21 protein-coding genes are annotated in these 20,031 nt (G+C 64.8%); 4 read left to right on the forward strand and 17 right to left on the reverse strand.

Annotated features, from left to right (window positions below; all coding sequences use genetic code 11):
- Positions 1-17: 17 nt before the first annotated feature.
- Positions 18-1,925, reverse strand: coding sequence for a propionyl-CoA synthetase (locus tag ACR64R_RS25050; RefSeq protein ID WP_487358921.1), 1,908 nt, complete (start codon positions 1,923-1,925; stop codon positions 18-20).
- A gap of 429 nt (positions 1,926-2,354) precedes the next feature.
- On the opposite strand from ACR64R_RS25050, the gene ACR64R_RS25055 reads away from it, so the two are divergent.
- Genes ACR64R_RS25055 through ACR64R_RS25065 form a run of 3 tightly spaced genes read left to right on the forward strand, consistent with a single transcriptional unit; the run spans position 2,355 to position 4,050 of the window.
- Complete coding sequence (locus ACR64R_RS25055; protein WP_487358922.1) at positions 2,355-2,642, forward strand: PqqD family protein; 288 nt, start codon at positions 2,355-2,357, stop codon at positions 2,640-2,642.
- Complete coding sequence (locus ACR64R_RS25060) at positions 2,642-3,073, forward strand: lasso peptide biosynthesis B2 protein (RefSeq protein ID WP_487358923.1); 432 nt, start codon at positions 2,642-2,644, stop codon at positions 3,071-3,073. The genes ACR64R_RS25055 and ACR64R_RS25060 overlap by 1 nt, the downstream gene beginning before the upstream one ends.
- Positions 3,070-4,050 carry a serine kinase gene (locus tag ACR64R_RS25065; RefSeq protein ID WP_487358924.1) on the forward strand — a complete coding sequence of 327 codons (981 nt, stop codon included), beginning with the start codon at positions 3,070-3,072 and terminating at the stop codon, positions 4,048-4,050. Before ACR64R_RS25060 ends, ACR64R_RS25065 begins: the two co-directional genes overlap by 4 nt.
- Positions 4,051-4,057: 7 nt before the next feature.
- Here the strand turns inward: ACR64R_RS25065 and ACR64R_RS25070 are convergent, their stop codons facing one another.
- The 16 genes from ACR64R_RS25070 to ACR64R_RS25145 all read right to left on the reverse strand — a co-directional run bounded on the left by ACR64R_RS25070 (position 4,058) and on the right by ACR64R_RS25145 (position 19,115).
- Complete coding sequence (locus ACR64R_RS25070) at positions 4,058-5,038, reverse strand: formyltransferase family protein (protein ID WP_487358925.1); 981 nt, start codon at positions 5,036-5,038, stop codon at positions 4,058-4,060.
- Positions 5,039-5,045: 7 nt separating this feature from the next.
- On the reverse strand, positions 5,046-6,071 hold the full coding sequence (locus ACR64R_RS25075) for a nucleotidyltransferase family protein (protein ID WP_487358926.1): 1,026 nt from the start codon (positions 6,069-6,071) through the stop codon (positions 5,046-5,048).
- Between the two features lie 368 nt (positions 6,072-6,439).
- Positions 6,440-7,426 carry a dihydroxyacetone kinase subunit DhaK gene (gene dhaK, locus ACR64R_RS25080; RefSeq protein ID WP_487358927.1) on the reverse strand — a complete coding sequence of 329 codons (987 nt, stop codon included), beginning with the start codon at positions 7,424-7,426 and terminating at the stop codon, positions 6,440-6,442.
- 32 nt (positions 7,427-7,458) lie between these two features.
- A complete protein-coding gene (locus tag ACR64R_RS25085) occupies positions 7,459-7,890 on the reverse strand; it encodes a hypothetical protein (RefSeq protein ID WP_487358928.1) in 432 nt (143 codons plus the stop codon).
- Positions 7,891-7,897: 7 nt separating this feature from the next.
- Positions 7,898-9,472 carry a phosphoenolpyruvate--protein phosphotransferase gene (gene ptsP / locus ACR64R_RS25090; RefSeq protein WP_487358929.1) on the reverse strand — a complete coding sequence of 525 codons (1,575 nt, stop codon included), beginning with the start codon at positions 9,470-9,472 and terminating at the stop codon, positions 7,898-7,900.
- A 40-nt stretch (positions 9,473-9,512) separates the two neighbouring features.
- Entirely contained in the window at positions 9,513-9,815 is a 303-nt protein-coding gene (locus ACR64R_RS25095) for an HPr family phosphocarrier protein (protein ID WP_487358930.1), read from the reverse strand.
- A gap of 19 nt (positions 9,816-9,834) precedes the next feature.
- Complete coding sequence (gene dhaM, locus ACR64R_RS25100; protein WP_224511569.1) at positions 9,835-10,224, reverse strand: dihydroxyacetone kinase phosphoryl donor subunit DhaM; 390 nt, start codon at positions 10,222-10,224, stop codon at positions 9,835-9,837.
- On the reverse strand, positions 10,224-10,823 hold the full coding sequence (gene dhaL / locus ACR64R_RS25105; RefSeq protein WP_487358931.1) for a dihydroxyacetone kinase subunit DhaL: 600 nt from the start codon (positions 10,821-10,823) through the stop codon (positions 10,224-10,226). Before dhaL ends, dhaM begins: the two co-directional genes overlap by 1 nt.
- A 10-nt stretch (positions 10,824-10,833) precedes the next feature.
- On the reverse strand, positions 10,834-12,474 hold the full coding sequence (locus ACR64R_RS25110; RefSeq protein WP_487358932.1) for a dihydroxyacetone kinase subunit DhaK: 1,641 nt from the start codon (positions 12,472-12,474) through the stop codon (positions 10,834-10,836).
- A 63-nt stretch (positions 12,475-12,537) separates the two neighbouring features.
- The gene (locus tag ACR64R_RS25115; RefSeq protein WP_487358933.1) at positions 12,538-13,551 is read right to left on the reverse strand and encodes an ABC transporter ATP-binding protein; all 1,014 of its coding nucleotides are present in this window, start codon (positions 13,549-13,551) and stop codon (positions 12,538-12,540) included.
- Positions 13,544-14,650: an ABC transporter ATP-binding protein gene (locus ACR64R_RS25120; RefSeq protein WP_487358934.1), complete on the reverse strand. Its 1,107-nt coding sequence runs from the start codon at positions 14,648-14,650 to the stop codon at positions 13,544-13,546. Before ACR64R_RS25120 ends, ACR64R_RS25115 begins: the two co-directional genes overlap by 8 nt.
- Positions 14,651-14,652: 2 nt before the next feature.
- The gene (locus tag ACR64R_RS25125; RefSeq protein WP_487358935.1) at positions 14,653-14,859 is read right to left on the reverse strand and encodes a hypothetical protein; all 207 of its coding nucleotides are present in this window, start codon (positions 14,857-14,859) and stop codon (positions 14,653-14,655) included.
- Positions 14,856-15,806 (reverse strand): carbohydrate ABC transporter permease, encoded by a 951-nt coding sequence (locus ACR64R_RS25130; RefSeq protein WP_487358936.1) that lies wholly within the window; start codon positions 15,804-15,806, stop codon positions 14,856-14,858. The genes ACR64R_RS25125 and ACR64R_RS25130 overlap by 4 nt, the downstream gene beginning before the upstream one ends.
- Complete coding sequence (locus tag ACR64R_RS25135; protein ID WP_487358937.1) at positions 15,803-16,750, reverse strand: carbohydrate ABC transporter permease; 948 nt, start codon at positions 16,748-16,750, stop codon at positions 15,803-15,805. The genes ACR64R_RS25130 and ACR64R_RS25135 overlap by 4 nt, the downstream gene beginning before the upstream one ends.
- A 106-nt stretch (positions 16,751-16,856) precedes the next feature.
- Positions 16,857-18,185 (reverse strand): ABC transporter substrate-binding protein, encoded by a 1,329-nt coding sequence (locus tag ACR64R_RS25140; protein WP_487358938.1) that lies wholly within the window; start codon positions 18,183-18,185, stop codon positions 16,857-16,859.
- A gap of 231 nt (positions 18,186-18,416) precedes the next feature.
- Complete coding sequence (locus ACR64R_RS25145; RefSeq protein WP_487358939.1) at positions 18,417-19,115, reverse strand: PIG-L deacetylase family protein; 699 nt, start codon at positions 19,113-19,115, stop codon at positions 18,417-18,419.
- A 20-nt stretch (positions 19,116-19,135) separates the two neighbouring features.
- Between ACR64R_RS25145 and ACR64R_RS25150 the strand changes: the two genes are divergently transcribed.
- Positions 19,136-20,026 (forward strand): DMT family transporter, encoded by an 891-nt coding sequence (locus tag ACR64R_RS25150; protein ID WP_487358940.1) that lies wholly within the window; start codon positions 19,136-19,138, stop codon positions 20,024-20,026.
- Positions 20,027-20,031 lie beyond the last annotated feature (5 nt).

Genomic DNA, 20,031 nt, shown 5'->3' on the forward strand with positions numbered 1-20,031 from the left:
CCCGTGATCGCCGCAACCTATACCCCGATGCCGCGACCGTTCAGCGCCGCGGTGATCTCGTCGAGGATCAAGGGGTCGTCGATGGTTGCAGGCATCACCCATTCCTCGTTGTCGGCGATCTTCTGCATCGTGCCGCGCAGGATCTTTCCGGAACGGGTCTTGGGAAGCCGCTTGATCGTCACCACGGTCTTGAAGGCGGCAACCGGACCGATCCGCTCGCGCACCAGCCCTACGACCTCGCTTTCGATTGCGCCGCTGTCGCGCGACACGCCGGCATTGAGCACCACGAAACCGAGCGGGACCTGGCCCTTCATGGCATCGGCGATGCCGATGACGGCGCATTCGGCGACATCGGGGTGGGCGGCCAGCACTTCTTCCATGGCGCCGGTCGACAGACGGTGCCCGGCGACGTTGATGATGTCGTCGGTGCGGGCCATGACATAGAGATAGCCGTCTTCGTCCATCATCCCGGCGTCGGCCGTCTTGTAGAAGCCGGGGAATTCCTCGAGGTAAGCCTGGCGGAAGCGGGCGTCGGCGTTCCAAAGCGTCGGCAGGCACCCGGCGGGCAGCGGCAGCTTGACCACGACATTGCCGAGCGTGCCGCGCGGCAGCTCGTGGCCGGCATCGTCCAGGATGCGGATGTCGTAGCCCGGCATCGGCACGCCGGGCGAGCCGTATTTCACCGGCAGCAGCCCGAGCCCGGCCGGATTGATGGTCATCGGCGAGCCGGTCTCGGTCTGCCACCAATGGTCGATCACCGGCCGGTCGAGCTTCTGCTCAGCCCATTTGATCGTCTCGGGGTCGGCGCGCTCGCCGGCGAGGAATAGCGTGCGAAAACGCGACAGATCGTATTTCGGCACGAACTCGCCCCTGGGGTCCTGCCCCTTTATGGCGCGGAACGCGGTCGGCGCGGTGAACAGCGCCACCACGCCATGCTGCGAGATCACCCGCCAGTAGGTGCCGGCGTCCGGTGTGCCGATCGGCTTGCCCTCGAACAGCACGCTGGTGCAGCCGTGCAAAAGCGGCCCGTAGACGATGTAGGAATGGCCGACCACCCAGCCGACGTCGGAAGCCGCCCAGAACACTTCGCCCGGCTTGACGCCGAACTCATTGTCCATGGTCCATTTCAGCGCGACCATATGGCCGCCATTGTCGCGCACGATGCCCTTCGGCTGGCCGGTCGTGCCGGAGGTGTAGATGATGTAGAGCGGGTCGGTGGCCAGAACCGGCACGCAATCGACATTGGCGCCGGCGGCGCGCTCACGGGCGACCGCATCGCCATAGTCGATATCGTAATTGTCCTTCATCTCGCAGCGCAGTTGCTCGCGCTGCAGGATGACACAGGCGTCGGGCTTGTGCTTCGACATCTCGATCGCCTTGTCGAGCAGCGGCTTGTAGGCGACGATGCGTCCGGGCTCGAGGCCGCAGGAAGCGCTGAGGATCAGCTTCGGCTTGGCGTCGTCGATACGGGTGGCGAGCTCATGCGAGGCGAAGCCTCCGAACACAACCGAATGCACGGCGCCGATGCGGGCGCAGGCCAGCATGGCGATCGCCGCCTCCGCCACCATCGGCATGTAGATGATGACGCGGTCACCCTTGCCGACGCCGCGATGCCTCATCACCGAGGCCAGCGCGACCACCTCGCGCTTCAGTTCGGCATAGGTGAATTTCCGGATCGTTCCGGTGATCGCGCTGTCATGGATCAGCGCCAGCTGGTCGGCGCGGCCGCCCGCGACATGGCGGTCGATGGCGTTATGGCAGGTGTTGCAGGTAGCGCCGGTGAACCAGCGGCCATAGACGCCCTCTGCCGGATCGAAGATCTTTTCGGCGGGCGTATACCAGTCGATCGCCTTCGCCGCATCGGCCCAGAACCCTATGGGGTCGCGTTTCCAGCCCTCATAGACTTCACGGTAGCGCGAGGCCATAGACATTCCTCCCAGTACATTTTGCGGTCTGGGAATAGCCTAAGTCGCTTTTATAGGCCATGTCTTCCTGCGCTTTCGTCGATATCGCGGGCAAACGTCCTGGTCCGGCGCCTCCTCTGACGCCGGTGTCGCTGTCCGCGATACAGGTCGGCTTAAAGCGGCAGGGCCGCCAACATCAGCCCGACGCCGCCGGCAATCAGGATAGCCGCGGCAAGCGCCTTCCGATGTCGCTCGAACGCTGTCGGAGCCCGTTCCCAATTGTAACGCATACAGATCACTCCCCAAAGCCCGGCGGACTCATAGCTTACTTAAGGGAAGGAAGGCAACCCCGGCCTGGGAGGGCCGTGCCGGTCGAAGGCGCGAAGTCTCCAGACGGTGGACAGTGTTGCGCCGCCGCGCTAATTGCTCTCGATCGAAGGGAGCGGGCGGATGGCTGAAATCGGCTCTGAAACGGTGCTGCGCATGGCGGACGACGCGTCGGTGCAGCATGTCGGCGATGGCGCCGTCGTGCTGTTGGCGCGCAGCGGCCAGCTTTACACCTGCAACGACACGAGCGAGGCTTTTCTCGACAAGGTCGACGGCGCGCGCAGCCTCGACCAGATCGTCGACCTGCTGTCGGACGAATTTGAAGTCGACAGGGCAACCCTCGAACAGGATATGGCCGAATTGGCCGCCGAACTGGTGACGGAAGGCATCCTCGCCGACACGAGCGCCTGATGGCCGACGGACCCCTTCTACGCGTCCTGTTCCGTGCTCATTTGTGGCTCAGCGCGCGGTTGCTGCCGGTGCTGGTCGGCCGTCGCGATTTCGAAAGCGTATTGAAACTGGCGCCGCTGCAGTCGCCAGCGCCCTATCGGGCCTTGCCCTGGACCTACATCGTTCACCGCGTCAACCGAACGGTGCGGCGGCCCTGGTTCATGCGCGACCGCAGATGCCTTCGCGAGGGTCTGCTCGGCTTCCGCTTTCTGCGGATGGCCGGTCTTGATCCGGAGCTGCGTTTTGGCGTCGATGCCAAATCGATGCACGAGTCCCGCCTGTCGGCGCATTGCTGGGTCTGCCTCGACGGCAAGCCGGTGGTCAGCGACAGCCAGCCCGGCATGGTGGAGATCTACCGCCACCCTGCCAGGACGAAGGCGCCAGCCGCTTGAGCGACCAGATTTTCCGCTACGACCTCAACGGCCAGGTCCTGGGCATCACCGCCGCGCGTGCCGATCTGTGGCCGAGCTTCGATCTGATGCTCGGCGCCCTGCGGGTCGACGAGCCTGTCCAGCCCGGCTTTCGCGTCGACATCGTCGAAACGCTCGATCTGCGGGAGAACCCCGAAGGAAAGCTGGCTTTCGACGGGGAAGTGCCGCTGGATGGCCATTGCCGCATGATCGATGCCGGAAGCGTCTTCCATCTCGTCTTTCCGGGCCAGCAGACCGCGTCGATCCACGATGGCGAGGGCCGGGCTGAGATACGTCTTCATCCGGACTGCAAGATCAAGTGGACCTTGCTGATGATGGTGCTGGATGCGGCGCTCGATGCGGACGGCCAGCATATGCTGCACATGGCGGGGCTCACCTTGCCTGGAACCGATGGCCTGGTGCTCATTCATGCGCCAAGCGGCACGGGCAAGTCGACCACATCGTTGGCGCTTGGGTCGCGCGGTTTCGGCCTCTGCTCGGACGACGTCATGATCCTCAATGCAAACGGCCAGGGCATCACCGCCTGGGGCATGCCGCGCAAGGTGAAGGTTCACCGCAACACGGCGGCGATGCTGCCCTTCGTCGCGCCCTTCCTGGGCGGAACATGGGACGCCGAGGGCGAGCAATCCGTTTCGCTGGACCACCTCGGCGAAATCATTCGTGTCGAGGATGCGCGCGCCAGACCCGTCGTGGCGCTCTTGCATCTTGCGCGCTCGGCGGATACCGGCACCCGGCTGCTGCCGATGGCCAGAACCGATGCGATGGTGGCTTTGGCCACCGACAATGTAAGGACCGGTATGACCGGCCTGCTGTCGTTGCAGAAGAGGCGCATGGCCATGATCGCGACGCTGGTGAAGGCTGTGCCGACCTTCACGTTGGAAGTCGGCTCGAGCCCGGCGGATGCCGCCGCGCTGATCCAGGCTGCGCTGCAAGGCTGAAGCACGGTCAATCCTTTGCGCCGAAACGCCGGATGTCGAAGGATCGCTCCTGCCGGCCTTGCTGAGGCTTCGACTGCCATCGCAACACCAGCCGGGACAGCCTGTTGTAAGCCAGGTGGACGACGCGCGCGTCAGCGCAGTCGAACACGACGAGCCCCCATCGCCGCTTTGCCGCTTCGCCGGTCGGCGGTCCCCGGGTGCAAATGGGCTGAGCCAGCCGCACCGGCTTTCCATCGATCAGGACGCTGACCGGAACGCTCGACCCGACGATCCGGCAAAGCCTGGCGACATAGTCGGCTGACGATTGCCTGCCCACGATCAACGGGCCGGCCTCGATGCGCGCCCAGGCATACGCCCCATCCGCCTGGGGTGATCCGGCAACCCTGCCGCTGCAGAATTCCGGCGCAACATCCGCCGCGAGCACCGCCATTGCATCGGCCAAGGCTCGGTTCGCCGTCGCGGCCGAATGCCAATCCGCTGCTGCAAAATGAACCTGCGCGAGGACATCACCTTCATCCAAGCCGGACGTCATCTTGTGCAAAGTCACGCCGCCGTGGGCTTCATGCATCTGGTCGATAACCAGCCGGTGAATCGGATGGGGCCCGCGATAATGCGGCAGCAGCGCGGGATGCAGGTTGAGGCCGCCCTTTGGAAACAGCTCAAGCACGGTTTGCGGGACCAGCTTGCCGAAACCGAAACAGATCAGAAGGTCGGCGCCGAGCGAGTCGAGCTCCTGCGCGAGCGTATCCCAGTCGTAAGGCGGACTGAATTCGATCAGCCGCGGCATGGCGTGGGCCGGGTGAGCCAACAATGCAAACCGTCGCCGCAGGCGACGGCGGAACACGCTGAAGCTGCGACGTTTTCCGGCACGCGGGCCCGGCACGATCACGGCGGCGACGCTGTGACCGCGATCGGCCCAACGCGCGAGCATGGGCGCGGTGACGGAAGAAACTTCGGTGACGAACACGGCCGAGAGCGGCTTCTCCATGCCGGGCTCAGGCTGGATAGGGTCGCGGCCGGGCCAACCGCTGCACCCAGCGGAAGGCGTCACGGCTGAGGCGCGAGCGCAGCTTTTCGCGCGAATTGACCCGAAGCAGCATATTGCCGGTGATCAGCCATTTCGCGAGCCGTATCGAGAGGTCCGGCTTGATGCGGTCGGCAAGCTCGATCGCGCGCGGCGCGCCGAACAGGCGTCCGGTGACGTTGAGGACCGTGGCCAGCTCAAGCTCGATGCCGGTCATCCGGGCGGCTTCGAGCAGCCGTGCTTCCTCTTGGGGCGATTTCAGCGCCCGAACGCCTTGCAGCACGTCGACGCAGAGCTGCAGCCGGTGGAATTTATGGCCGCCGGCGGCGTGGACGATGGCGATCGTCAGCAGCGCGGCCGGCGTATCGGTTTCGCCTTTGTCGATCGCCTGCAGCTCCCCAAACCCGAGCGAAAGGCGGCGCCGCATGCCGGTGTCATGCACAAGATTACCGTGCAACTCGATCAAAAGGCTGGAGTTGTCTTTCTCCAGCCATTTGAATTCCTGCAATTCGTGCGACTCGGCCTCGTCGCTGCCGAGTTCGAAGCCGCATTCGCCGATGGTCTTGTTGGCCTCCTCGACGCTGGCGGGATCGACGAGAATGTCGATGTCGGTGAAGGGACGGTCGGCAACCTGGCTATAAAGCTTGCGCGCGAACACCGGCCCTTTGACGATCCGGGCCGGCACGCCTTTTGCCGCAAGCGCTTTCATGATGCGGTCTCCGTGATACTGCAACAGCATCGACTGGCCGGTCGCCATCGTCGCTTCGTCGCGCAGCTCCGATAATTTCCGCTGCAGGGCTGCGTCCTGGGGCAGCCGGGCGTCGCCGATTTCCCGGAGCTTGCGCAGCATGATCGGCAACACGCCATGGAACTCGGCGTTGGCGAGCAGCGCCAGCAGGGTTTTGGCCGCAAGGCCATTGCCAATGGCGGCCGGCGCCTCGGGATCGGCGAAGGCCAGCAGCAGTTTTTCATCGGCAGGCGCAAGAGAAGGCAGCATCAATCCGGGTGGCGTTCGAACGACAAGAACGAGGCAAACTTACAGAAAAGCAGGCTGGAAGCCAGTGTGCGGCGGCAGAGCCGGCTTATGAGTTTGACTTTCCACACGGATCGTCCATTCTCTGGATTTGACCCGGAGGGTATTGGAAATGACGAAGAAGAAATATGAGGCGCCTTTGCTGCGAAAGGCTGGAAAGCTATCCAGCGTGGTGGCTGTGACGTCAAAGACGCTTTGAGGCATTTGCGGCTCTAGAGCGTTTCACCGTTTCACGGAAACGGCGAACCGCTCTATCTCTTTGTTTTTACGGAATTCCGGACGGAAAACCGCTCACACTTTTCCTGGAATTGCTTCGGTTCGGCTGAAGCCGCTTAAATCCCCCAGCGCAGCGCCGGAGTGCACACCGGAGCATCCCACAGCGCCGTCATGTCGTCGTCGAGCACGGTCAGCGTGATCGAGCATCCAGCCATGTCGAGCGAGGTCACATAGGACCCGACGAGCGAGCGGACCACCGTTACGCCACTCTTCTCGAACATCCTGCGGGCGCTGTTGTACATCAGATAGAGCTCCATCGACGGCGTGCCGCCGAAGCCGTTTACGAACAGCAGCGCCGGCCCTTTGGCGCGATCGCCGAGGTCGCCGGCAATCGCGGCGCAGACCTCCTCGGCGATGGCGTCGGCGCTCTTCAGCACGTCGCGGCGCCGCCCGGGCTCGCCATGGATGCCGACGCCGAATTCCATCTCGCCGTCGCCGATCTCGAAGGTCGGCTTGCCAGCGGCGGGTACCGTGCCGCTGGTCAGCGCCACCCCCATGGAGCGCGTCGCGGCGTTGACGCGGTCGCCCAGCGCCTTGAGCGCGGGCAGCGGCATGCCTTGCTCGGCGGCGGCGCCGACGATCTTTTCCACCACCAGCGTCCCAGCGACGCCGCGCCGTCCGGTCGTGTAGGACGAGTTTTCGACCGCGACGTCGTCATTGGTCACCACCTGCAGCACGCCATCCGCCATCTCTGCCGCCATGTCGAAATTCATCACATCGCCTTCGTAGTTCTTGACGATGAACAGGCAGCCAGCGCCGGTGTCGACAGCCTGGACGGCGGCCAGCATCTGGTCGGGCGTCGGCGAGGTGAAGACCTGGCCGGGGCAGGCGGCGTCCAGCATGCCGTGGCCGACAAAGCCGCCATGCAGCGGCTCGTGGCCGGAGCCGCCGCCCGAGATCAGCGCCACCTTGCCGGGTTTCAATTCCCTGCGGCGGATGAATTTGTGGTCGTCGCCAAGCACCAGGATGTCGGCATGGGCCGCGGCGAAGCCGTCGAGGCTCTCGGTCAGGATCGTGTCCACGGCGTTGATGAATTTCTTCATGGCGTCCTCCCAAACAGCCCGGCAACAACAGGTCAGCCGCTGCCCTTGCCGGCGATGCTGGTTATTTTCTGGATGAATTCGTTGATCGCCCGATCCAGGGCGGCGTTTTGCTTGTCGTCGCCGAAATCCGGCACGATGAGCGAGACGTGGCGTGTCCTGCGCGGCCCGGAGGCCGCGGGCACCTTTCCGGGATGCGCCTGGTGATAGGCGGCCATGAACTGGTCGCGCTCGGCCTGGCTGAAATGGCAGACGGAAAAAATGGATGGCAGATGCTTTGACGGGATCGGGATCGAATAGGCCGGGCTGGAAATCTGCGTCACGAAGCTGCGGTGCTTGCCGAGCGCATCGGCCAGGCGCTGGCGCATGCCGGACGGACGCTGGTCGATGACCTGAGACAGGATCATCTTGTAGGCTCGGATCGCCTCTTCCGAGCCCGCTTCCGGGATATTCTCGGTCCGGCCCATGCCGCGCCTACACCGCAACGTCCGCAATGGCCGCCTTGGCCATGGCGAGTTGCGCGGGGGCGACTGACAGGTCGCGCAGGCCGGCCTCGAGCAGCGCCGGGATCGCCGCCGGGTCGCCGCCGGCATCGCCACAGAGGCTGACCGGAATTCCTTTCTCCCGTCCGAAGGTGGCGACCGCAGCGATCAGCCGCAGCACCGCCGGGTGACGGACGGAGTTGAGATGCGCCACGGCTGCATTGTCCCGCGCGGCCGCCATCACATATTGCGTCAGGTCGTTGGAGCCGATCGAGAAGAAGGCGACATCGGCGAAGACTTCCGGCGCCAGCGCGACGGAGGGCACCTCGACCATGATGCCGAGCGGCGGAAGCTTGTGCGCCACGCCCCGAGCGGCAAGCGCGGCCTGCTCCTGCGCGAACAGCGCGGCGGCTTGGCTGTACTCGTCAGGCGTGGCGATCATCGGGAACATCACCTTCAGATTGCCGTGTATGGCGGCGCGCAGCAATGCCCGAATCTGCACAAGAAAGATGTCGCGCCGCTTGAGCGAAAGCCTTATGCCGCGCAGGCCGAGGAACGGGTTGGTCTCCTCGATCGTGAAACCCGGCACCGGCTTGTCGCCACCGGCATCGACGGTGCGGATGGTTACCGGCTTGCCGCCGGCCCATTCCAGCACCTTGCGGTAGGCCCGGTACTGCGTCTCCTCGTCCGGCAGCGTCTTGCCGAAAAGGAATTCCGTGCGCATCAGGCCGACGCCGTCACAGGTTGCGATATCGATGTCGTCGACTTCGGAAGGGTCGGCAATGTTGACCTGGACGCGCACGGCGGTGCCGGCCCTGGTCGCCGCCGGCTCCGTCAGGAATGTCCGCGCCGCGCTTTGGCGCCCGGCAAAGGAGGAGGCGGATTGTCGGAAGGCTTCCACCTCGGCCGCAGACGGCGAGAAAATGATCCCGCCGTGTTCGGCATCGAGCAGCGCGCCGCCCGCGGGCGGCCCGACCGAGGCGCCGAGGCCGACGACCATCGGCACGCCGCGCGAGCGCGCCAGCATCGCGACGTGGCTGGCCGTGCTGCCTTGCTTGAGCGCGATGCCGCCACCTTCGCTCCAATCGGTTTCGAGAAAGCGCGTCGGCGCGATATCCTCGCCAAACAGGATCGCGCCCGGGGCCGACGCGACCTCGCCGTCCTCGCTCAGCGCCCGCAGCACCTGATCGCGAATGTCGCGCAGGTCGGCGGCGCGGGCGCGGAAATAGTCCTGGTCCGACGCTTCGTAGCCGGCGATTTCGCTGTCCAGCGCCGCCCGCCAGGCGGCATCGGCCGCTTGCCCGGAGCAGATAGACGCGAAGGCCGGACCGCTCAACGCATCGTCCTCCAGCATTGCGATGTGGAATTCGAGAATGCCGGCGGCTTCGCCATCGGCGGTTTCGATGAGCGCCGCCAACCGGCCGACGGCCTTGCCGATCGCTCCCTCCAGCGCCGCTTTTTCTTCCATCATGCTTGCCTTGGCTTTGTAGCTGGCGGGAGACCGGTCGAGGTCGAACACCGGCCCTTCGGCGTAGCCGGGAGAGGCGGGAATGCCTTTAATCCGCATGGCTCGCATCCCTTGCGGGGGGAAAACGTGCGGATCCGTCTCAAGCGGACCGGGCATGATCCGCGCCCTCGTCGAAGTCGCGCTGCACCAGACCGACCAGCGCCTCGACCGCTTTGGTTGCGCCGTCGCCCCTGGCGCGGATGTGCAGCAGCGTTCCCTTCGGCGCCTTGGCCGCCATCACCTTGACGATGCTCTTGGCGTCGAACCAGGGGCCGTTGGCCGCCACCGCCACCTCCACTTCCGCCCCGAACGTCTTGGCGAGCTTGGTGAACTTCACCGAAGGGCGCGCGTGCAGGCCCACCGCGTGGGTGATCAGGACCGTTGCTTCGGCGGATGCGGACATTCAGTCGGTTCCCGTTCGTTCACGACGGCGACAGTTCGTGCGCCGTCGCCACCACTTCCTTGAGCGAGGCGCCGCCGGAGGATTCGGTTGCCGCCATCACCGCACCTTCGACGATCGGCGCGTTGCAGACGACGATCTTCTGCGAGCGCGGCTCGCCGATCATCTCGACCGCCATCTCCGAATTGGTCTCGGCGCCGCCGAGATCGACCAGGATGGCGACGCCCGCTTCGGACCAGGCCTTGTCGATCGCGCCCATGATCGCCTCGACGCTGGTGCCGAGCCCGCCATGGCCGTTTCCGCCGCACCATGCAAGCGGCACTTCGTCGCCCACCATCTGGCGCACCATGTCGGCCGTGCCCTCGGCAACCAGGGGGGAATGCGACACGATGACGATACCGACATTGCTCATCAATTGCCCTCTATCGCTTCCGCGACCGCGCGTACCAGAAGCGCGGTCGAGCGCGCCCCGGCGTCCATATGCCCGATCGAGCGCTCTCCCAGGAAGGAAGCGCGCCCACGCAGGGCCTTCATCGGCACCGTGGCATCCGCAGCCTTGTCGGCGGCATCGGCGATTTCGCCGGCGTTCTTGCCTTGCGCCAGCGCCTCATACACCGGCTGCAGGACGTCGAGCATGGTTTTTTGTCCGGGCTGCGATTTGCCGCGCGCCGCGACCGCCTCGATCGCCTTGCCCAGCGCCGCGGCCAACCGGTCCCGATCGGGTGCTGCCGGCAGGTCCTTGCCGAGCGCCATGAACAACGTGCCGAACAGCGGCCCGGAGGCGCCGCCCACGGTCATCACCAGCTTGGTGCCTACCGCCTTCAGCGCCTCGGGCAGCGGTTTCTCCGCGAAGGCCCCGGCCTCGGCGCGCACGGCCTCGAAGCCGCGCTTCATGTTCAGCCCGTGGTCGCCGTCGCCGATCGCCTGGTCGAGCGCGGTCAACTCCTCGGCGTGGGCCGCGATCGTATCGGCTGCCGCCGCGATCAATCGGGAGAAATCGGGTTCTGCCATCCTCTTTCCTTCATGCCGGGGCGAACAGTGCCGCCACGGCGGCGAAGACCTCGGCGACCGCGAAGGCCCCGGGATCTGCTGTGTCGAGCTGGCTGCCGATATAGGCGGAACGGCCGGCCTTGGCCTTGCGCATGGCCGCGGTTTCCTCGGCGCCTTGCCGGGCTGCTTTTGCCGCTGCTTCCACTCCGGTCGCGTCGAGGGCTTTCAGCGCCGGCTCCAGCGCATCGACCATGGTGCGGTCGCCGACCTTGGCGCCGCCGTAGAAGGTCATCCGGTCGAGCCCGGCCAGCAGGGCCTTGCTGAGCGATGCATCGCTCCCGAGCGACTGCGAAGCGGCGGTGAAGAAAATCGACAGCAGCACGCCGCTCGACCCGCCCATCGAGGTGCCCAGCGTATCGCCGATCGCGGCAGCGGTTGCCGCCTTGTCGGCAAGCGGCAGCGTATCGATGCTCTCGAGGATGCTGCGAGCCCCGGTTGCCACGGTGGAACCGGTGTCGCCATCGCCTGCCTTGGCGTCGAGCAGATTGAGGGGCTCTTCTAGCGAGATCAGCTTTTGGCAAACCGCCTTGATCAGCCGCTCCGCGGCCGCATCGCGGCTGGCGGTCTTTGTGGCTGCGCCGAGAGCAGGCTTGGCCATCGCCACGACGGCCGGTGCGCTAACCGGCTTTGCCGGCGGCCAGGCATGCGGACCGACCGGCGCCAGCAGCGCCGCTTGGCGTCCCGCATCCAGCCTGATCAGCGACAGCGAGAAGCCGTTCATGTTGAGTGCGGTCATCAAGTGCCCAGGCCCGATCGTCAGCGCCGCCGCCTTTGCCAGCGACGAAGTCAGCACGGCATTGGCGATCAGCGACATTTCGAGCGGCGGCACCGAGCCGAGATTGTTGATCAGCAGGGCGTAACGGCTGTGCGGATCGAGCCGCGCCGCGAGGCGCTCCGCCATGATGGCGACCAGCGCGGTAGCGTTCTGCAGCGCGATGCGCTCGACGCCCGGCTCGCCATGGATGCCGAGACCCAACTCGCCGTCGTCGGCGCCGAAGCGATCCTCATGCGCCTGCCCGGGAATCGAGCAGGAGGAGAGCGAGATGCCGAGCGAAACGATATCCTTGGCCGCCGCGCGGGCCGCCGCGGCAACCGATGCCAGGTCATGCCCGGATTCCGATAGATGCCCGGCGATCTTGTGCACGAAAAGCGTGCCGGCGACGCCACGCGGCTGCGCGATATCCGGCAGGGCGATGTCGTCGGCGACAATGACCATCTCGACCGCTAGACCTTCGGCGCGCGCCTTCTCGGCGGCCAGCCCGAAATTGAGGCGGTCGCCGGTATAGTTCTTGACGACCAGCAGGCAGCCGGCGGGGCCTGTGGTGGCGCGGATCGCCGCCAGCACCGCCTCGACGCTGGGCGAAGCGAATATCTCGCCGGAGACCGCGGCGGTCAGCATGCCGGCGCCGACGAAGCCGGCATGCGAGGGTTCATGCCCGGCGCCGCCGCCCGAAACCACGGCCACCTTCGTCATGTCCCAGTCGGCGCGCAGCACGACCTTGATCTCGGGATAGCCGTCGAGGCGGGCGAGCGCGCCCGATCCCGCCGTGGCGAGGAAGCCGTCGAGCGCTTCGGTGACGATCGTGTCCTTGCGGTTGAAAAAGTGCTTCATGGATTTCGTCCAGTCCGTATGTGCGGTCGTCAATCGGTTGTGCGAATATAGGGGGCGTCGCGCCTACATCAGCCTTTGCCCGTCCGAGCCGAAATAAAGCGGCGCGATGTAGCGGATCGTCACCTTGTCCCCCTTTGCGAGCGGCGTGTCGGGATCGGTCAGCGTCACCAGCTTCTTCGCCCCCACCGTCACGTGCAGGTGGTTCTGGTCGCCGAGATGCTCGACCCAGTCGACGACGCCGTCGGCATGCCCGTTCGTTGCCTTCTCGATCGCCAGATGCTCGGTGCGGGCGCCGATCGTGGCCGTTCCTTTCGGCGCGCCGCCATCGGGCAGCAGCCCGGCCGGCAGGAGATTGATCGCCGGCTGGCCGAGGCGGGCCGCGACATGAAGGTTTGCCGGCTCGGAATAGATCGCGCGCGGCGTGCCGATCTGAACGAGAACTCCGTCGGCGAGGATGCCGATTCGGTCGGCCATGGTCATCGCCTCGATCTGATCGTGCGTGACATAGAGCATGGTAGCGCCAAGCTCGGACTGGATGCGCTTCAATTCCAGCCGCAGATCGGCGCGCAGCTTGGCGTCTAGCGAGGAGAGCGGCTCGTCCATCAGGTAGATCGCCGGCTTGCGCACCAGCGCGCGGCCGATGGCGACCCGCTGCATCTCGCCGCCCGACAGTTTTGTCGAACGGTTGTCGAGCTTGTGATCGATGCGCACCATGCGCGCTACGTCCTCGACGCGGCGGCGTACAGCCTCCTCCGGAAACCGCCGCGCCGGCGAGCGCAGCGGGAAGGCGAGGTTGTCGAACACCGACAGATGCGGATAGAGCGAATATTGCTGGAAGACGAAGGCGGTGTCGCGCTCAGCCGGCGACAGGGTCGTCGCGTCATGGCCGCCGATATGGATCGTGCCGCTGTCCGGCCGCTCCAGCCCGGCGATAAGCCTCAGCGTCGTCGTCTTGCCCGCGCCGGTCGGGCCGAGCAGCACGACGAACTCGCCGTCCTTTATCACGAGGTCGAGATCGTTGATCGCGACGGTCTCGCCGAAGCTCTTTGTCACACCCTGGACACGGACGTCAGCCATGGCGCGCCTCCGCTGCCTGATCATGCATGGCGGTCCTGACCGCGCGTCCAGTGCCCTTCTCGAACAGCGACAGCCGCGCGCTGCTCAGCGTCAGCCCGACCTGTTCGCCTGGGCTGAGATGGATGCCTGCCGGCACCCGCGCCTTGATGATGCCGTCGGCCGTCTCGACGGCGACGATCTGCGTGGTGCCGAGATATTCGGTGCCGTAGACCGCGCCGCGCAGCTTCGAGCCATCGTCGAATCGGATGTGCTCGGGCCGGATGCCGAGCGCCATGTCGGCCGGGGCGATATCCTCGCGCACCTCCGGCACCGACACCTTGGCGCCTTGCACGACGACCTCCTTCGCGCCCCTGGCAAGCCCGCCGCCGAAGCGCAAGAAATTCATCGGCGGCGAGCCGATGAAATCGGCGACGAACATGGTAGCGGGCCGGTCGTAGATTTCGCGCGGGCTTCCGAACTGTTCGATGACGCCGTGGTTCATCACCGCGATCTTGTCGGCCATCGACATGGCCTCCATCTGGTCGTGCGTGACATAGACCGTGGTGGCGTGGATGCGGTTATGCAGCTCACGCAGCTCATGCACCATCAGATCGCGGAATTCCGTATCAAGGGTTCCCAGCGGCTCGTCCATGAGGAAACACTTCGGCCGCCTCACGATGGCACGGCCGAGCGCGACGCGCTGGCGGTCGCCGCCCGCAAGTCCCGAGACGGATTTGTCGAGCAGGTGATCGATGCGCAAGAGCTTCGCGGTCTCCTCGACTCTGGCGCGGATTTCGGACGAAGCCATGCCCTGCGCCAGGAGCGGGAAGCCGATGTTCTTGCGCACATTCATATGCGGATAGAGCGCGAACAGCTGGAAGACGAAGGCGATGTCGCGCTCGCGCGCCCGGCGCATGGTGACGTCCTCGCCGCCGAGCAGGATTTTGCCGCCGGTCGGCAGCTCGAGGCCGGCGATCATGCGAAGCGTCGTGGTCTTGCCGCAGCCGGACGGACCAAGCATGACGAAGAACTCGCCGTCCTCGACGACGAAATTGGAATCCTGCACGGCGACGAATGCGCCGAAGGCCTTCCTCAGGTTTTGAACGCGGATCTCGGCCATCTCTACACCGGGAATTTCGAGACGATGATGAACATGACCGTGCCGGCAAGCATGGTGATGAAGGAATAGGTGTAGAGCGACAGCGCGAAGGGCTGGAACAGCATCAGGAACCCCAGCGCGATGATCGCGGTCGCGATGTTTTCCATCAGGCCGCGCCTGGCCCAGCGCGGCCAACGCGATTTGCGCTTCACGGATTGGATCGTGTTCATTTGCGCACCGCGCCGAAGGTGATGCCGCGCAAGAGCTGCTTGCGGAGCAGGATGGTGAAGACGAGGATCGGCACCAGGAAGATGGTCGTGCCCGCCGCCACCGCAGGCCAGTCCTGGCCGCCCTCGCCGATGATGGTCGGGATGAAGGGCGGAGCGGTCTGCGCGGTGCCGGAGGTGAGCAGCGCCGCGAACGCATATTCGTTCCAGGCGAAGATCAGACAGAAGATGGCGGTCGCGGCGATGCCGGTCGTGGCCTGCGGCAGCACGGTGCGCCAGAAGGCCTGCAGCCGCGTATAGCCGTCGATCATCGCGGCCTCCTCATACTCGCGCGGTATCTCGTCGATGAAGCCCTTGAGCAGCCAGACCGCCAGCGAGACGTTGACCGCGGTGTAGAGCAGGATCATGCCGAGCGCGGTATCGGAGAGGCCGAGCTCGCGATACATCAGGTAGATCGGGATCGCCACCGCGATCGGCGGCATGAAGCGCGTCGACAGGATGAAGAACAGAAGGTCGTCGGCCAGAGGCACCTTGAAGCGCGAGAAGCCATAGGCCGAGAGCGTGCCGAGGAACACTGCGCAGAAGGTCGAGCCGAAGGCGATGATCAGCGAGTTGACGAAGCGCGGCAGGAAGTTCGACGGCCCGGCAATCACCATGTTGCGCTTGCGCACGGTCTCGTCGCAGAAGCCGGTCGCCGGCCCGAGCGCGTTGATGTATTCCGGCGTCTGCCTCGTGCGGGTGGTGAAGAGGTTGCAATAGCCCTCGATGCTCGGCTGGAAGACGATCTTCGGCGGATAGGCGATCGAGTCCGGCGGCGTCTTGAAGCTGGTGGCGAAGATCCACAGCAGCGGCACGATCGAGATCAGCGCGTAGGCGACGATGATCGTGCCGGCGATCAGCTTTGCGTTCGACGAGGGCGCGACGACGGAATGGGCGGTGGTCAGGCTCATCTCTGCTTCACCTTGTTGAGCGCCTTGACGTAGATGTTGGCCAGGCCGAACACGGCGACGAACAGGATGATGGCGAAGGCCGAGGAATAGCCGGTGCGCCAGCTCTCGAAGGCCTGCCGCTTCAGCGTGATCGAGGCGACCTCGGTGGTCGAGCCCGGCCCGCCGCCGGTCAAGAGATTGACCATGTCGAACATCTTGAAGTTCTCGATGCCGCGGAACAGCACCGCCAGCATGATGAAGGGCAGCGCCATCGGCAGCGTGATCGACCAGAACTGCCGCCAGTTGGAGGCGCGGTCGACCTCTGCCGCTTCATAGATGTATTCGGGGATGGAGCGCAGGCCGGCGAGGCAGATCAGCATCACGTAAGGCGTCCACATCCAGGTGTCGACGATGATGATCGCCCATGGCGCCAGCTCGACATTGGACAGCATTTGCACATTCGTCGGCGGAATGCCGGTGACGAACGATACGACATAGGAAAACAGCCCGATCTGCGGTTCGTAGAGGAAGCGCCAGAAATTGCCGACCACGGCCGGCGACAGCATCATTGGCACCAGGATGATGGTGGTCCAGAAGGCGTGGCCGCGGAACTTGCGGTCGATCAGCCAGGCCAGCGTGAAGCCGATCACCGTCTGCAGCACTATCGTCCAGAATACGAAATGCGCCGTGGTCTGCATGGCGATCCAGATGTCCTGGTCGCCGAGGATGCGCTGGTAGTTTGCGAGCCCCAGATTCTTCACCACCTCGTTGGGGCGGTTGGCGCGGTAATTGGTGAAGGAGAGGTAGATCGCCCAGAACAGCGGGAAGATGTTGATGGCCAACAGCAAAAGGATCGTCGGCGAGATGAACAGCCAGGCGAGCCCCTTGTCGCTGATGCCCCGGATCTTCCTAGCCAACGGTTCCGGCGTCGCCCGGGCAGCGTTGTCCGCAGTCCGATCAAGCATGGTCAATCCTGCTTCGGTCACGGTCGGTCTCGATGATGGAATTTATCTGAACTGCGTCCCGTGCCAAGGGCGGCACGGGACGCTGCGGTTGGGCTCGGGAGGAGCGTTACATCTTGCCATCGTCCTGGAAGGTCTGCGTCCAGTCCTTGACCAGACTGTCGAGCGCTTCCTGCGCGGTACCCTTGTCGGCCACCACATAGTCATGAACCCGCTTCTGCATCGCCTGCAAAAGCGTGGCGTAGCTCGGCTCGGCCCAGAAATCCTTCACGATCGCCATCGATTCCAGGAAGGTCGAGGCATAAGGCTGGCTGGAAGGGAACTTGGGGTCGTTCACCACCGCGTTGAGACAGGAGTAGCCGCCCAGCGCCCACCATTTGGCCTGGACGTCCTTGTTGGCGAACCACTTGATGTATTTCAGCGCCGATTCCTGCTTGTCGGAATAGGAGACCACGGAAATGCCCTGGCCGCCGAGCTGGGCGAAATGCCCCTTCGGACCGGCGGGGTTGGCGAAAAAGCCGATCTTGTCGCCGCCTACTTTCTCGTCCTTATAGAGACCGGGCCAAGTGAAGGCGAAGTTCATATGCAGGGCAACCTGGCCCGATTTGAAGGCGTCGGCCGATTCGCCCATGTAGACGTTCGACGACCCGGGAGGCGTGCAGCAATCATATAGCTTCTTGTAGAATTCGAGGCCCTTGGCCGCGTCCGCCGAATTGACGAAGCCCTGCATTTCGTAGGGCTTCTTTGGATTCTGATAATCGAAGCCGTAGTCGTAGAGGACGTTGGTGACGCCCATGGTGATGCCTTCCGAGCCGCGCTCGGTGTAGATCGAGGCGCCATAGACCGTCTTGCCGTCGATCTGCCGCTTCTGGAAGAATTCGGCGATCTGCATCAGCTGGTCATAGGTCTTGGGTGGCCCAAGTTCCCAGCCATATTTTTCCTTGAATTCCTTCTGCAGCTCGGGCCGCGAGAACCAGTCCTTGCGATAGGTCCAGCCGACGACGTCGCCCATGGCCGGCAGCGCCCAGTAGTTCGGCGTGTTCTTCGGCCATTCGGAATAGCCGACCACGGTCGCCGGCACGAAGTCGTCCATGCTGATCTTCTCCTTGTCGAAGAAGTCGTTCAGCTTGACGTAATGGCCGTTCTCGGCCGCGCCGCCGATCCACTGGCTGTCGCCGATGATCAGGTCGCAGAGCTTGCCGTGCGAGTTGAGCTCGTTGAGGAAACGGTCGGCGTAGTTGGTCCACGGCACGAACTCGAACTTCATGCCGATGCCGGTTTGCTTGGTGAAGTCCTTGGACAGTTCCACGAGCGCGTTGGCCGGATCCCAGGCCGCCCAGCACAGCGTCAGGTCTTCCGCATGCGCGACGTTCGAGACGGCTGTCGACGCAAAGATCGCCGAGGCCAGTCCCAACGCCAGTTTCAAGGTCGATTTCATGCCTTACCTCCCATTTGCGAAACGCGTCCGGATGACGGTTTCAAGAGCCCCTCAACCCTCGCTCCTCTGAGGGCCTGAACATCACGCGCTCAGCGCAGCCGATGTTTAGTAATTTGTTTAGTGATGCAATTTTTACTAAACAAGGCAAGCGAATTCGTCGCTGCGCCGCAGCATGGCTAAACGGGCGATTGAAATCGTTGGGAAATGATCGGACGGCTGCGCCCGCCGCTGTCAGCCGGTCTGCCCGACCGTCCTCGTGCTCACGGTCACTGGCCGGATCGGCGGCGCAGGTGGCAGCAGCTCGCGTATGTCGGCGAAGGGGAAGACGGGCTCGAAGCGGAAGGCTTCGGCCAGCGCGCCACGCACGCCGTTGCATTGGCCGGCGCGAAACTCGTTCTGGGTGCGCGCGGCATCGACGAAGCGCTCCGGATCCTGCGAGCGATGCGCGCGGATCGCCTTCGCCTTCAGCTCGAAACGGCCCGAAATGTCGACATAGTGCGTCGGCGAAAAGCCGGTGCCACCCAGCGTGTCGGCATGCAGCACCGGGACGGCGAAGGAGGCCGCGATACGCACGCCGTCCGAGAGCGCGCGGTGATCGCCGTGATAGTCGTTCGGCGCATGGGTGATCGTCAGATCGGGCCCGACCTCGCCGATCAGCCCCTTCAACGCCGCGACTAGTGCGGCGTCGGCGACCAGCATGCCGTCGGGAAAGTCGAGGAAGCGCGGCTCGACGCCGAGCAGGCCGGCCGCCTCGGCCGCTTCCTCGCGCCGTATCCTGGCAAGCGCCGCCGGGTCGCCCTTGCCGCCCTTGGCACCATCCGTGGCGATCGCAAAAGTCAGTTTTGCGCCTTGCGCGGCATAGGCGGCCAGCGTACCGAGCATGAATATCTCGATGTCGTCGGGATGTGCCCCCAGCGCCAGTATCTTCACGTCTCTCTCCCGGAAATGGTATGCCGAACGGAATCCTGCTCGCCCTGATCGCCTACGCAAGCTATTCGTTCAGCGACGCCGTCATCAAGAGCCTGGGCGGGCAGTTCACCGTCTTCGAGATCGGCTTCTTCTCGACCTTGTTTGCCGGCTGTTTTCTGTTCTTCACCAAGCCCTCGAACGAACGCTGGCGCGATTTCTGGCGCACCGGAAGGCCGTGGGCGGTGCAGGCGCGCGCCCTGTCGGGCATCGCGTCGGGCGTGCTCAGCGTCTTTGCCTTCACCACCATTCCGCTGGCGGAAGTCTACGCGCTGATCTTCCTGGCCCCGTTGCTGGTCACCATCCTGTCGACGGTCATCCTGAAGGAGAGGGTCGGTCCCTGGCGGTGGCTGGCCGTTGTCGCCGGCTTTGCCGGCGTCATGCTGGTGGTGCGGCCGGGCTTTCGCGAATTGCATCTTGGCCATCTCGCCGCCTTTGCCAATGCCTTCCTCGCCGCCATCAGCGTCATCTTGATGCGCTCGCTGGCGCAGCAGGAAAAGCGCACCACGATCCTGGGCGCGCTGGTCGGCTATGGACTGGTCTTCAACGGGGTCGGTGCGGCCGCCACGTCGTTCTCGCTCCCTGGTCTCGGCCAACTGGTCTGGCTGATGCTGGCGGGCCTCTTCACCGCCGGCGGGCAATTGCTGCAGTTGCTCGCGGTCAAATACGCGCCCGCGAACCGCATCGCGCCGACGCATTACTCGCAAATCGTCTGGGCGGTCATCCTCGGCGCGCTTTTCTTCAAGGAATATCCCGACTGGCTGTCATTGGTCGGCCTGGCGGTGGTCGGCGCGTCCGGGCTGCTGACGATGGTGCGCGAGGAGGTAAGGCTCGGCACCGTGCGCTGGAACCCGTTTTCACGTACGAGGCTTTGAGCGCG

The sequence above is a fragment of the Mesorhizobium sp. MC2-1-1 genome, assembly GCF_057597255.1.

What these genes read in the sequence shown, in the direction of transcription:
- ACR64R_RS25070 (WP_487358925.1), bottom strand. Translation starts at nt 5,038, where the DNA reads ATGGAGAAGCCGCTCTCGGCCGTGTTCGTCACCGAAGTTTCTTCCGTC.
- ACR64R_RS25060 (WP_487358923.1), top strand. Translation starts at nt 2,642, where the DNA reads ATGGCCGACGGACCCCTTCTACGCGTCCTGTTCCGTGCTCATTTGTGG.
- ACR64R_RS25095 (WP_487358930.1), bottom strand. Translation starts at nt 9,815, where the DNA reads ATGTCCGCATCCGCCGAAGCAACGGTCCTGATCACCCACGCGGTGGGC.
- ACR64R_RS25120 (WP_487358934.1), bottom strand. Translation starts at nt 14,650, where the DNA reads ATGGCCGAGATCCGCGTTCAAAACCTGAGGAAGGCCTTCGGCGCATTC.
- ptsP (WP_487358929.1), bottom strand. Translation starts at nt 9,472, where the DNA reads ATGCGGATTAAAGGCATTCCCGCCTCTCCCGGCTACGCCGAAGGGCCG.
- ACR64R_RS25055 (WP_487358922.1), top strand. Translation starts at nt 2,355, where the DNA reads ATGGCTGAAATCGGCTCTGAAACGGTGCTGCGCATGGCGGACGACGCG.
- ACR64R_RS25075 (WP_487358926.1), bottom strand. Translation starts at nt 6,071, where the DNA reads ATGCTGCCTTCTCTTGCGCCTGCCGATGAAAAACTGCTGCTGGCCTTC.
- dhaK (WP_487358927.1), bottom strand. Translation starts at nt 7,426, where the DNA reads ATGAAGAAATTCATCAACGCCGTGGACACGATCCTGACCGAGAGCCTC.
- dhaL (WP_487358931.1), bottom strand. Translation starts at nt 10,823, where the DNA reads ATGGCAGAACCCGATTTCTCCCGATTGATCGCGGCGGCAGCCGATACG.
- ACR64R_RS25135 (WP_487358937.1), bottom strand. Translation starts at nt 16,750, where the DNA reads ATGCTTGATCGGACTGCGGACAACGCTGCCCGGGCGACGCCGGAACCG.
- ACR64R_RS25150 (WP_487358940.1), top strand. Translation starts at nt 19,136, where the DNA reads ATGCCGAACGGAATCCTGCTCGCCCTGATCGCCTACGCAAGCTATTCG.
- dhaM (WP_224511569.1), bottom strand. Translation starts at nt 10,224, where the DNA reads ATGAGCAATGTCGGTATCGTCATCGTGTCGCATTCCCCCCTGGTTGCC.
- ACR64R_RS25085 (WP_487358928.1), bottom strand. Translation starts at nt 7,890, where the DNA reads ATGGGCCGGACCGAGAATATCCCGGAAGCGGGCTCGGAAGAGGCGATC.
- ACR64R_RS25050 (WP_487358921.1), bottom strand. Translation starts at nt 1,925, where the DNA reads ATGGCCTCGCGCTACCGTGAAGTCTATGAGGGCTGGAAACGCGACCCC.
- ACR64R_RS25140 (WP_487358938.1), bottom strand. Translation starts at nt 18,185, where the DNA reads ATGAAATCGACCTTGAAACTGGCGTTGGGACTGGCCTCGGCGATCTTT.
- ACR64R_RS25130 (WP_487358936.1), bottom strand. Translation starts at nt 15,806, where the DNA reads ATGAGCCTGACCACCGCCCATTCCGTCGTCGCGCCCTCGTCGAACGCA.
- ACR64R_RS25125 (WP_487358935.1), bottom strand. Translation starts at nt 14,859, where the DNA reads ATGAACACGATCCAATCCGTGAAGCGCAAATCGCGTTGGCCGCGCTGG.
- ACR64R_RS25115 (WP_487358933.1), bottom strand. Translation starts at nt 13,551, where the DNA reads ATGGCTGACGTCCGTGTCCAGGGTGTGACAAAGAGCTTCGGCGAGACC.
- ACR64R_RS25110 (WP_487358932.1), bottom strand. Translation starts at nt 12,474, where the DNA reads ATGAAGCACTTTTTCAACCGCAAGGACACGATCGTCACCGAAGCGCTC.